Annotated in this window: 9 protein-coding genes and 1 pseudogene; 5 read left to right on the top strand and 5 right to left on the bottom strand. The window is 71.7% G+C overall.

The genetic code is table 11. The features are described 5' to 3' along the window. Nucleotides 1-624, bottom strand: a pseudogene (locus tag VIW71_RS19675) (hypothetical protein); the annotation flags it as partial. A 312-nt stretch (nucleotides 625-936) separates the two neighbouring features. On the opposite strand from VIW71_RS19675, the gene VIW71_RS19670 reads away from it, so the two are divergent. Then, nucleotides 937-1221 carry a hypothetical protein gene (locus VIW71_RS19670; RefSeq protein ID WP_331623684.1) on the top strand — a complete coding sequence of 95 codons (285 nt, stop codon included), beginning with the start codon at nucleotides 937-939 and terminating at the stop codon, nucleotides 1219-1221. Between the two features lie 52 nt (nucleotides 1222-1273). Here the strand turns inward: VIW71_RS19670 and VIW71_RS19665 are convergent, their stop codons facing one another. Then, nucleotides 1274-1414: a hypothetical protein gene (locus VIW71_RS19665; RefSeq protein WP_331623683.1), complete on the bottom strand. Its 141-nt coding sequence runs from the start codon at nucleotides 1412-1414 to the stop codon at nucleotides 1274-1276. 474 nt (nucleotides 1415-1888) lie between these two features. On the opposite strand from VIW71_RS19665, the gene VIW71_RS19660 reads away from it, so the two are divergent. Then, the gene (locus VIW71_RS19660) at nucleotides 1889-2062 is read left to right on the top strand and encodes a hypothetical protein (protein ID WP_331623681.1); all 174 of its coding nucleotides are present in this window, start codon (nucleotides 1889-1891) and stop codon (nucleotides 2060-2062) included. A gap of 505 nt (nucleotides 2063-2567) precedes the next feature. Here the strand turns inward: VIW71_RS19660 and VIW71_RS19655 are convergent. The 3 genes from VIW71_RS19655 to VIW71_RS19645 form a co-directional block, all read right to left on the bottom strand. Next, on the bottom strand, nucleotides 2568-3614 hold the full coding sequence (locus VIW71_RS19655; RefSeq protein WP_331623680.1) for an ABC transporter ATP-binding protein: 1047 nt from the start codon (nucleotides 3612-3614) through the stop codon (nucleotides 2568-2570). Beyond that, a complete protein-coding gene (locus VIW71_RS19650) occupies nucleotides 3611-5125 on the bottom strand; it encodes an ABC transporter permease (protein ID WP_331623678.1) in 1515 nt (504 codons plus the stop codon). Before VIW71_RS19650 ends, VIW71_RS19655 begins: the two co-directional genes overlap by 4 nt. 146 nt (nucleotides 5126-5271) lie before the next feature. Further along, the gene (locus VIW71_RS19645) at nucleotides 5272-6315 is read right to left on the bottom strand and encodes an iron ABC transporter substrate-binding protein (RefSeq protein WP_331623677.1); all 1044 of its coding nucleotides are present in this window, start codon (nucleotides 6313-6315) and stop codon (nucleotides 5272-5274) included. A 243-nt stretch (nucleotides 6316-6558) separates the two neighbouring features. On the opposite strand from VIW71_RS19645, the gene VIW71_RS19640 reads away from it, so the two are divergent. The 3 genes from VIW71_RS19640 to VIW71_RS19630 all read left to right on the top strand — a co-directional run bounded on the left by VIW71_RS19640 (nucleotide 6559) and on the right by VIW71_RS19630 (nucleotide 11607). Beyond that, entirely contained in the window at nucleotides 6559-9240 is a 2682-nt protein-coding gene (locus VIW71_RS19640) for an AMP-binding protein (RefSeq protein ID WP_331623675.1), read from the top strand. Nucleotides 9241-9781: 541 nt separating this feature from the next. After that, a complete protein-coding gene (locus VIW71_RS19635) occupies nucleotides 9782-10798 on the top strand; it encodes a M28 family peptidase (RefSeq protein ID WP_331623674.1) in 1017 nt (338 codons plus the stop codon). A 245-nt stretch (nucleotides 10799-11043) separates the two neighbouring features. Beyond that, the gene (locus tag VIW71_RS19630; protein WP_331623673.1) at nucleotides 11044-11607 is read left to right on the top strand and encodes a hypothetical protein; all 564 of its coding nucleotides are present in this window, start codon (nucleotides 11044-11046) and stop codon (nucleotides 11605-11607) included. Nucleotides 11608-11961: the final 354 nt, after the last annotated feature.

Here is an 11961-nt window from a genome sequence, read left to right as displayed (position 1 = left end):
CGTCTCCTTCCTGGGCGGTCCCTGCCTGTGCTGCGGTCTGCGCCGTCCCGCGGGAGGGATCTGCCTCCGCGGCCTGCTCCTCCCGGCCGGCCTCCGCCTCGGCTGCGAGCGTAGCCTCGTCCGCCGCCGGGACGGCACCCGACAGCGGGCCGAAGACGAGCCGCAGGTCGACGGCGCCGGCCTCGCCCTTGACCAGCGCCAGCGCCAGCGCCAGCGGGGCGAAGTGCCGGGCGATACCGGCGGGCCCTCGCAGGAGGGGGCGGCGTGCCGGGTCGGCCGGCCATTCGACGCCGCCGGTGGCTGGTTCTCCGTGCCGCGGTAGCGGGCGTCGGGCCTGACCAGGCAGGGGTCCTCGTCGGCGTGGTCGGGCCGTTCGCTGCGGGCGGCGAGGCGGGCCGAAAGTGCCGCCTGGCGCTCGGCCCACTTCTCGAACGCCGCGCGGACGACTTCCTTCGACGGGTCCGTTTTCTCGATCGCCAGCTCGGCGAGGGACAGCGGCAGGACCTGCCAGACGACCTTGACGCGGGCGGCGGTGTCCGGCATCGCCGCGCCCAGGGCGACCTCGCGCAGCAGCGGATCCTCGGCCGCGCCCACCGCGCGCTCCCAGACCTTCAGGTAGACCACGAACGGCGACTGCGCGGGCGAGGGCAGCCGGTCGCCCGGCTTCTCCGGGTCGCGGAAGCCGTCGGGCTGGTCCCAGTACGTCCAGTACGCGGGCGGGGCCGCGATGTCCTGCTCCTCGGTGTCCTCGTCGGGGACGGGCGTGCCGGGGGCCGGGCGGGAGGCGTCGCACCGGGACGGTGCCGGAAGCCGCCGTTGGGATCACCGATGGGGGCCCTTCCGGTGATTGCCGCACGTCTCGCGCACGCCGCACGTGCCACGGCGGGTACTCCCTCTCCACAGGAGACGGCCCCGCGATCCATGAGGAGATCAGCCATGTACGCAGTGGTTCGGCGGTACGAAGGGGTGACCGATCCGGCCGACGCGGGACGCCAGGTGAACGAGGGGTTTGTGCCGCTCCTCCGCCAGGTGCAAGGTTTCGTGGCCTATTACTGGGTCGATGCGGGGGGCGGGGTGATGGTCTCGACGAGTGTCTTCCAGGACCGGGCCGGCGCCGAGGCGTCGAACGACAGGGCGGCGGACTTCGTACGGGACCGCCTCGCCTCCCTTCTCCCCAACCCTCCCCAGGTCACGGCCGGCGAGGTCGTGGCTCATTCGTAGCAGGCTGCCGGAAGTGACACGGCGGCTGCCGGGGTGGAACTGCTCGGTGCCGTCACGGTCCAGGGCATCGCCCGGCGGCGTGGGCGCGGGCTCGCAGCTGCCCGGTGAGGGCCTGACCGTCGGTGAACGCCTGCTCCGGCTCGCGCCTCCCGGCCAGGGCCTGGTCCTGCCGGTCGATCGCGGCCCGCACCACCGGATTTCCAGCTCCTCTTCCCTTCCCCGGCCGGCGACTGTTCGGGGACGCGGGGTCCGCGGCGCACGGGTTACGGCCGAGCCGTGACGCGCGTCGGGCCGTACCCGCCTGGGTGTCCGGTGGCACGGCCCGTGACAGCGCGCGGCAGCCCGGGGGTGTGCGGCGGGGCGGGCGTTGGAGTGACTACCATCGGGGTGGTTCGCCTCTGGGGAATCTGCGGGCCGGCGGGGCTTGCCCACCGTCTCGGGGCGGCGGTCCTCGGGCTGGGCCACGTCGGCCGTTCCGGTGTGGTCGGGCGCCGATGGTGCTGCGCACGCAGAGCTGGGCGTCGTCGAAGCCGCCGCCGCGCTCGGCGGCGCACGGACCGCCGTGCCCCGCTCTCCCAGATCCCCAAGGGCGTATCCCGGAAACCGCCGACACAGGGTGACCCCGACCGCCCAGCACCACCCCGCACGCCCAGTATCAGGAGAACGAATGAGCACGTCCCGCCCCGACTTACGGGCCCTGGCCAGCAAGCTCACCCGCGAGACGGACGACTTCCGGCGAATAGCCGTCGCCGCGCGCCGCGTAGCAGCCACCAGCGACGTCATGCCGCCCGCAAGCCCAACTGCGGCGGGCTCGGAGGCCGTCGCCCGGTCGGGCACCTGACCCCGCCCCGATACCCGCTGTCCGTCGTATGGACTCCCCGCCTGCCGGGTGCAATGCTGTCCCCACACCCCCCACCGCGCCCCGCCGCCCTCCCCCCGGCTGCGGGGCGCAGACTCTGATGCCCGGCGCGGCATCCCGCGCGGGCCATTTGACCGGAAGTCGGGTAACGCGTACGGCGGATCGACTCGACGCCGGATCTGTGCATCGGTCCCAGCCCGAGCTGCTGCGGCTCTATCGATCACCAGGAGCGTGCGGACCCGGGCGACCCGCTCCGCCAGGACCGCGAAGTCGTTGACGTCCGCTGGCGGGCGGTCCCGAACGCGTCGGCCGCCTTGGCCCCGAGACATGTCCTTGTGCGGCAACGCGCCGGTCTCGACGCGGGTGGTGAAAGCCGGAGCCGGTGCGGTGCGGTGCGGTAGGCGGCGTAGCGGTCCACCTTCGCCACCAGACTCCAGTCTCCCGGTGTCCAGTCACAAGGGGAGGCTCGCTCCCGCGTCCCACCCGGCTACGGGTGGAGGCTGGCCTCGCCCTGAACGCGGATCCCGGTTTGCTCGCCGGGGCGGACTGGCAGCGGACCGGCGACGCGGACGTCGACGGGGGCGTCGAGGCCGTCCACGGCCACGGTGACCATGGCGTCGTGCCCGTAGAAGCACACGTCGGTCACGGTTCCCCGCACCGCCCCCGCGGCGGCCGCGTCGGTCAGCAGCAGTTGTTCCGGCCGGAGCAGCACCGTGCCCGCACGCGGTCCATCAGCGTCGGCGGAGAGCGGCACGGCACCGAGCGCGGTGTCGGCGGCGCCGCCCTTTCCTGCGACGGTGCCCGGAAGCAGAACGGCACTGCCGACGAAGCCCGCGACCCAGGGGTCGACCGGGCTGCGGTAGAGGTCCTGCGGGGTATCGCACTGGGTGACCCGGCCGCCACGCACGACAGCGACGAGGTCGGCTGTCGACAGCGCCTCCTGCTGGTCGTGGGTGACGAGCACGGCTGTGGCCCCGGTTGCGCGCAGCGCGGCTCGTACATCGGCCCGCACCCCGGCCCGCAGGGCGCTGTCGAGGGCGTTGAACGGCTCGTCCAGCAAAACCAGGTGGGGGCGCGGGGCGAGCGCCCGGGCGAGGGCGACGCGCTGCTGCTGGCCGCCGGACAGCTCGTGCGGCATCCGGTCGCCGTACCCGGCGAGCCCGACGAGTTCCAGCATCTCCCCGGTGCGGCGGCGCCGCTCGCCCCGGTCGAGTCCGGTCAGCCCGAAGGCCACGTTGCGGGCCACGCTCAGGTGCGGGAAGAGCGCACCCTCCTGCGGGACGATCCCGATGCGCCGCCGCTCCGGGGGCAGATGGACACCGGGGCCTGTCAGAACCCGGTCACCGACGCTGACCGTGCCGGCATCGGCACGCAGGAATCCGGCGACGACGCGCAGCAGGGTGGTCTTGCCGCAGCCGGAGGGACCGAGCACGGCGGCCAGAGCACCGCCGGGCACGGTGAGGTCGAGACCGCGCAGCACGGATGCCTCGGATGCGTAGGACTTGGTCAGCCCTGCGATGTGCAGTTCGTTCATGTCCGGTGCCTGCCTAGGAGGTACGAGGGGACGGCGGCCAGCAGGATCAGCACGGCGGCGTACGGCGCGGCGGCGGCGAAGGAACCGGCGCCCGTCTCGGTCCACAGCCGGGTGGCAAGGGTGTCCATGCCCGTGGGGCGCAGGAGCAGTGTGGCGGGGAGTTCCTTCATGCAGACCACGAAGGTGAGCGCGGCCCCGGCCGCCACCCCGGGTGCGGCCAGCGGCACGGTGACTTCGCGAAGCACGCGCCAGGGCCGCCGCCCCAGCGAGCGGGCGACGTCCTCCAGGACGGGCGGGGCCTGGAGGACGGCGGCGCGGGTGGCGGCCACCGCGACCGGCAGGAACAGCACGGCGTATGCGCAGACCAGCAGGGGGAGTTGCTGGTAGAGCGGATACGCGTATCGCACGGCGATGAAGACCAGGGAGAGCGCTACGGTGATGCCGGGCAGGGCGTGGCCCGCGTAGGCGGCCTGTTCCAGCAGCCGTGCGCCGCGCCCCCGGTGCCGTGCGGCGATCACGCCGACCGGTAGAGCGAGCAGGGTAGTCAGGGCGGCACCCGCTGCGGCGATCCCCAGGGTGGCCCAGGCGGTCTGCGCGAGCCCCCCCAGGTCCCAGGTCGCGGAACTGCCGACGGCCAGCCAGTACCCGAGGGTGCCCAGCGGGAAGACGACGGCCACGGCGATCACCGCCCCGCACCACAGCAGGGCGACCGGTCGCAACCGTCCCAGTGGCAGTGGAACGGCCGGGCGGGCGGTGCCGGTTCCGGTCCTGGCGTGTCCGGCCCGTCCGCGCGTCCGGGCTTCCGCGGCGACCAGCGCCACGGTCATCACCACCAGCACGACGCTGAGCGCGGCGGCCGGCGTGCGGTCGAAGGAGGCACGGTAGGAGGTGTGGATCGCCCGGGTGAAGGTGTCGTACCGCAACAACGAGACAGCGCCGAAGTCGGAGAGCACGTACAGGGCGACGAGCAGTCCTCCGCCGGCCGCGGCGGGCCGCAGCTGCGGCAGTGTGACGCGGAGGAAGGCGCGCAGCGGCCCGTGTCCGAGGGAGCGCGCGGCCTCCTCCTGCGCCGGATCGATGCCGCGCAGCGCGGCGGCGACCGGCAGATGGACGTACGGAAAACTGACCAGGGTCAGCGCCAGCGCCGCCCCGCCGAACCCGGCGAGTTCGGGCGCGGCGGACAGCCAGGCGAAGGCGGTGACATAGCTGGGAACGGCCAGCGGCAGCGTGGCCAGCACCGACCAGGCGCGGGCCCCGGGCAGGGCGGTGCGCACGGTCAGCCATGCCAGGGAGATCCCCAGCACCAGGCAGGCGGCCACGACGACGGCCGTGAGTCCGAGGCTGCGGCCGAGGAGCTGCAAGGTGCGTTCGTCGGCGACGATGTTCCAGGCGTAGGCGGGCCCTCGTTCGAGGGCACGGACGGCGAGATAGACGAGCGGGAGCAGAGCGAAAAGGGCGGCGACGCCGGCGGGGACGACGAGCACCAGGGGTGGTCTCCGCCCGGATGCCATGCGGAACCCTGCTTTCCTGCGCGCCCTGCGGCCGGCCCCGGGCGGGCCGCCCGTCGGGGCCTCGCCTCCCGTGGGGAGGTGTCGGCGCCCGGCAGGGGCGGGCGTCCCGGCCGGGTGGGATACGGACTGCGGCGCGTGCACGGTACTCAGACCAGTCCGACGTCCTGAAGCATGGCCAGGGTCTCCTGCAGGGTCTCCAGCCTGCCGAGGTCGATGTCCGGGGATTCAAGACTGTCGAACGGGGGCAGGCCCTCGACGGTGCTGGTGACGCCCGCGGCCAGCGGATACTCCTTGGTCTCGTCGGCGAAGTACGTCTGTGCCTCCTTCGAGAGCAGGAAGTCGACGGCCTTGAGGGCGGTCTGGGTCTGCCCGGTGCCCTTGAGGACTCCTGCCCCGGCGACATTGATGAGTGCGCCGGGGTCCTTGCCGGGCAGGAAGTGGAGTTCGGCGTTGACCTTGTCCTCGCCCTTCTCGGCAACCCGCTCGTACCAGTAGTAGTGGTTGACCAGGCCGAGGGAGACCTCGCCGGACTCGACGGCATCCAGGACGGCGAGGTTGTGAGCGTAGCTCTTGGCGCCGTTGGCCTTCAGCTCCTTCAGCCAGGTACGGGCGGCGCCGTCGCCCTCCAGGACCCGCATGCCGGTGACGAAGGTCTGGAAGGAGGCGTTGGTGGGCGCGAAACCGACCTTGCCCTTCCACTCCGGCTTCACCACGTCGTGCACGCTGTCTGGGGCCTTGGTGACCTTGTCCGGATTGTAGGCGATGACGCGGACGCGCCCGGAAAGACCGACCCAGTCCCCCTGACCGCCCCGGTAGGCCTTGTCCACCTGGTCGAGGGTGGTCTGGGGCAGCTTTTCCAGCCTGCCCTCCTTGGACAGAGCGCCCAGTGCTCCGGCGTCCTGTGAGAAGAACAGTCCGGCCTTGGTCCTGTCGCCTTCCTCCAGGATCTGTGCGGCCAGTTCGGCGCTGTCGCCGTAACGCACCTTGACCTGCGCGCCGATGGCCTTTTCCAGTTTGTCGAGGAGCGGCTTCACCAGCTTCTCGTTACGGCCGGAGTAGATGACAAGGCCGGAGCCGCCACCCTCCCCCTGGCCGCCCTTGTCGTCGTCGGAACCGCAGGCGGCGAGGGCGGGAAGCAGCAGACCGGCTGCGGCGAGCGCGATGATCCGGCGGGCCGTGGGGCGTCGCATGGTGATGTTGCCTTCCTGGCGTGGCTCGCCCCCGCGCCGCTCGTCGCGTGGTCAGGAAGCGAGCGGCGAAGCGGTGCCGCGAGGTACCTGTGATCATGCTATTAATAAGGTAAACCTAACCTAATCGTCAAGGATCAGTGCTGCCGGCGGACGCTGCCGCAGAAAGGGCGCGCCCCAGTGATACCCCCCTCCGGACTCCCGGACGTGCGACCGCTCCCGTCTCGCGCTCACACCCCGGGCCCCATGCCGACGCTGTGGCCAGGAGCGGAACCGTTCCCGGAGCCGCCGACCCAACCGCGTGCACACCCCCCGGCGCGCTCGCACGGCGTTCCGTTCGCGCGCGACCTCGCGGCGTACGGTGACCGCGTCGCGCTCATCACCCCGGAAGGGGAACTCACTTATCGGCAGCTGGCCGCACGGGTGGCCGCCACCGCCGAGCGGCTCGGGCCTGGGCGGCGGCTGGTGCTTCTGGCCGGCTCCAACCGGGCCGACACGCTCGTCGTGCACCTTGCCGCCCTCGGCACCGGCCACCCTGTCCTCCTCGTCCCCGACAGCAGTGAGAGCACCATCCGCTCGCTGACGGCCGCCTACGACCCGGATGTCGTGGCCCGGGCGTACGGCGGCGACGGGACCGGCACCTGGGTCCTCGACGAGCGGCGCCAACGCTCCGCGCACACCCTGCACCCCGACCTCGCGCTGCTGCTGAGCACCTCAGGTTCGACCGGCTCTCCCAAGCTGGTGCGGCTCTCCCACGAGAACCTGCAGAGCAATGCCGAGTCCATCGCGACCTACTTGGGCATCTCCAGCAGCGACCGGGCGGCCACCACACTGCCGATGCACTACTGCTACGGGCTGTCCGTCGTCCACAGTCATCTTCTGCGGGGCGCCGGGCTGATCCTCACCGAACGGTCGGTGTCCGACGCCGCCTTCTGGGAGCTGTTCCGCACCGCCCGCGGCACCTCCCTCGCCGGGGTGCCGTACACGTTCGACCTCCTCGACCGGGTCGGCTTCGAGCGGATGCGCCTGCCGTACCTGCGCCGCGTCACCCAGGCGGGCGGCCGGCTCGCGCCGGACCGCGTGGCGCGCTACGCCGAACTGGGGCGCCGCCGCGGCTGGGAGCTGTTCGTGATGTACGGGCAGACCGAGGCCACGGCACGGATGGCCTACTTGCCGCCATGCCTCGCCGCCGAACGTCCGCAGGCCGTCGGGGTACCGATTCCCGGCGGTTCGTTCCGCCTCCGCCCGGTCGACGGCGACGGGCCGGGCGACAGCGATCCGGAGACCGGCGAACTGGTCTACTCGGGGCCCAACGTGATGCTCGGATACGCCGAGAGCCCAGCGGACCTGCGGCTGGGCCGAACCGTGGAGGAACTGCGCACCGGGGACATCGCCCGGCGTGCGCCCGACGGGCTGTACGAGATCGTCGGGCGCCGCAGCCGGTTCGCGAAGATCCTCGGACTGCGGATCGACCCGCAGCGCATCGAGGCACTACTGGAGCGGCGCGGGATCAACGCGTACTGCGCCACCGAAGAGGACGCCCTGGCGGTGGCCGTGCTCGGAGGCGAGACCGCCGACATGGCCGCCCAAGAGGCCCGGCTGCGGCGCCTGGTGGCGCACGAGTGCGGGTTGCCGGCCCGCGCGGTACGGGTCCGCGTCCTCACGGAGCTCCCGCGGCTCGGCACGGGCAAGCCCGACTACGGGGCCGTGCTGAGGCTGACAGGCCCGGCGCCGCAGGAACCGGCCGAGCCCGGCGGGGACCTGTGCCGCCTCTACGCCCGGATCCTCGACCGCACCGATGTCACCGAGGACAGCAGCTTTGTGAGCCTGGGCGGAGACTCACTGTGCTACGTGGAGATGTCACTGCGGCTGGAGGAGACGCTGGGCGGGCTGCCGGCCGACTGGCACACCAAGCCGATCCGCGAACTGCGGCCACTCGCATCGCCCGCGGCCGAAGCTCCCGCGGCAAAAGGAACGGAACAACCGGAACGGCGGCCGGGCCGACGCACCTGCCGGCCCCGCACAGCTCCGGTGCCCCCGCGATCCTGGAGGACCCGTCGCACGCTGGAGACCGGCATCGCCCTGCGCGCCGTCGGGATCGTTCTCGTCGTCGGCTCGCACATTCCGCTCTTCGCCCTCCAGGGCAGCGCCCATGTGCTGCTCTGCGTCGCGGGCTACAACTTCGCCCGCTTCCATCTGACCGGGGCCCAGCAGCACCGCGAACGCGTGCGCCACCTGTGGCGCAGCATCACACGTATCGCCGTACCCAGCATGGCGTGGATCGCCTGCGCGGTGGCGCTGACCGGTCTTTACGACCCGGCCAATGCCCTGCTGCTCAACAGCGCCCTCGGCCCAGGGGTCTCGCGTCACGAATACCACTACTGGTTCGTGGAGGCCCTGGTCTACTTCCTGGTTGTCCTGGGCGCGCTCCTGACCGTACCGCAACTGGACCGGCTGGAGCGGCGGTACCCGTTCACCGTGCCGCTGGCGCTCATGGCCGTCGGGCTGATCGGCCGCTACGACCTCTTGGGGCTCGCGCCCGCCCGCTTCCATCTGGGCCCCACCGTGGTCTTCTGGCTCTTCGCTCTGGGGTGGGCGGCGGCGCGGGCGACCACCGCGTGGCAGCGGTCGCTTCTGACCGCGACGCTCCTGGTCGCCCTCCCCGGGCTCTTCCACGACCAGCCGCTGCGGACAGCCATCGTGGCGGGCGGCGTGATCCTACTGATCTGGGTGCCGGCGCTGCCCAGCCTGGGGCCGCTGAACCGGGCCGCGGGCGTGCTGGCGAGCAGTTCGCTCTGCATCTACCTGACGCACTTTCAGGTCTACCCGTACCTCCGGGACGCCTCCCCGCTGCTCGCCCTCTTCGCCTCGCTGACAGTCGGCATCGGGTACGCAGCCGTGGCGAACCGGCTGGTCCGACGACTGTGAACGACGCGGCGTGGGTGCCGGAAACAGCATGTGCGGGCGATGCGTAGGAGCAGGTGTCCACCGAACGGCACGACGTCACCCCGGCCCGGAGCTCCGCTGTTCCTTCCGGCGAACGGGTTATGCGGGTTCGTGCAACGGTACGCTCGGGCCACGGTCCCTGCCCTGTGCGCCGCCGCCCAACACCTGCGCCGCATCCAGCGCTGATCCACTCAGGCGGCCCTGGCTACCGCAGCCGCCCGCCGTGAACCGCACCCGTTGCCCGCTCAGCTGCCTTTCCGGCACCGTGATCCGATGACGCACAGCGACGATCTCCACGTCTTGCCGCGGTCGCTCGTCGGCAGCGGCCGCAGCGGCGCGAACACGTCCGGCACGCCCACATACGCCAGTCCCAGCAGCAAGGCCGATCATCATGCACAGGGGTGATCGTCATCCCCGCCAGAGCGTCGGCGCAGCCGCCGCACCCGAGACACGGAGTCTCCGCACACCAACTCCCACCAGGGTGGATGAGACTGTCGGCAAGGGCAGGGGTTCAATGCGTCACATGGGTCAGGCCGATCCCGACCTCCTGCGCCGCCATGTCATGGCGCTCGCCGACCGGCCCCGAGGCCGTCGGCACGCTCCGCGCGCCATGGAGCAAGCAGAAAAGTACGTTGCGCAGGCGCTCACGGCTGCGGGTTGGCAGGTCTACCGAGAACCCTTCGACGTAGGGCTGCGCATTGGTTCGACCGACCGGCACGGGCCGCAGGCGGTGCCGCTCAAGGTTCGGCTGCACCGGGGCCTGTCCGGAGCCAATGTGCGCGCCGAGCTTCCCGGCGCCGGTCGGCGGCCCGGTCCCGGCGAGACGATTCCGCCGACCCTGGTCATCGGCGCGCACCTGGACACCGCACAGGGCAGTCCCGGATCGGATGACAACGCCTCCGGAGTGGCCGTCGTCCTGGAGGTGGCCCGAGTTCTCGGCCGTCTTGCCGTACCGCCCGTGGTCACGCTCATGATCTTCGACATGGAAGAGTTGGGGCTGATCGGTTCACGCCAAGCCGTCAGATGCCTGCTGCGCACGGACCGCACCGTTGGGGGCATGATGTCTCTCGAGTCGGTGGGCTTCTTCTCCTCCGAGCCCGGAAGCCAGCACTTGCCGGCCGGCGCCCGCTTGATGATGCCCGAAGCAGCCGACACGGTTCGGCGCCGCGGCCATCGCGGTGACTTCACGCTGATCGTGCATCGGTCCTCCTCCCGTACTCTGGCCGACACCTGGAGCCGTGCGGCGGCTGCGGCGAGCCCGGTCCTGCCCACCGTCCTCCTGCGCGACCCCCGCCCCGACGGTCCACTGGGCGCCTTGGTAGGGCTGGCCGTTCCCGCGCTCGGCAACCTCGACCGCAGCGACCACTCCCCTTTCTGGAACAACAGAATCCCCGCCGTGATGCTGACCAGTACGGCGAACTTCCGCAACCCGCACTACCACCGCCCCGGCGACACCGCGGACACCCTCGATTACCAGCGCCTGGCAAGCGTCGCCACCGCAACACTGGCGACCGCCGTGGCATGGTGCGAAAGGGATTAAGCGGCCGGACGGCTGTCCGTGATCGGCGCATGGCCGCGCAGGGAACGCCGGTCCAGGAATCGGGGGGCGGGGGCCCGCGTTGCGCCGATGCGGTGTTGCCACCCGTCCGGGCGGGTGAATCCGGGCATGACGCGTCACCGTTCGTGGGACCAATGAGCCCGGAGACCGCGGAGAGACTCCGCTACCACTCACATGGAGTCGACGTGATCAAGAAAACCCGCATACTCATAGGCTGTGGCGTAGCCTTGGCCGCCGCCACCGCCACCATCGTCACGACCGGCGCGACCGCTGGAGGCCCGCCGAACCCGCAGGGCCAGCGGACTACCGGCGGCCAGCCGAAACCGAGGGAGCCTCAGCCGCGGATAGGGCAGAGTCAGCAGATCGCCTCCTCGGTCCTGGACCGGGACTTCAAGTTCACCCTCACCGCCCTGCGTTCGCAGGCCGACCCCCTCCTGGCCACAGTGCGCCTGCGAGTCTTCACTTTCCAGGGCGGTGCGTGGAAGGAGTCGGACCGGGCCACGGTCGGCGCCGTGGACAGCTTCTTCTGGTTCCCGCTGACCGGCCGACACGCGGTCTGCGAGTTCTCCACCGCTGGCACCGAGCCCGCACCGGTCGCCGTGAGCCGGCTGAACACGCCCTCGGTCGGCTGCTCGCCGACCGAGAACTTCCGTATCGAGGACGGGCGGATCGTCACCGCCGGAGAGCCGCCCGCAGCCACTGCACGCCAGGATCCGCCGACGCCGACCACGTCGACATCCGGACCTCCACCGCCTTCTGGGACTGGCGGGACGAGCGACACCTCGGTCTGAAGACGGTCGGCCGAGGCGACATGGGCCTCCGCCTGGCCGGCGGGGCGCCGGCCACCGGGGCGTCGCCTCGGTCGTACGATGGGCCACCGCCCGCCGCCTGACCGGCAAACTCGTCATCCCCACGTCATCCCCACGAGAAAACCAGGCCTGCCTTGGCAGTTCCTCGGCGGCGAAGAACCCCACGAATCAACTCCGGCACTGCCTCAACGACGAGGGTCGCGTCCAAGGGCCGGTGTAAATGATCACGGGCGTAGGGTGCCGTGCTGAACCTGCCAGTTCACACGTCACTGCTCTTCGAGGAGCCCCACGCCCGTGACCGCACGAGTATCGCCCACGCATGCCCTGCGTGCCGAA

The sequence above is a fragment of the Streptomyces sp. genome (assembly GCF_036524955.1).
In the GTDB taxonomy this organism is placed as follows: Bacteria; Actinomycetota; Actinomycetes; order Streptomycetales; family Streptomycetaceae; genus Actinacidiphila.
This window is presented reverse-complemented; position numbering and strand designations above follow the sequence as displayed.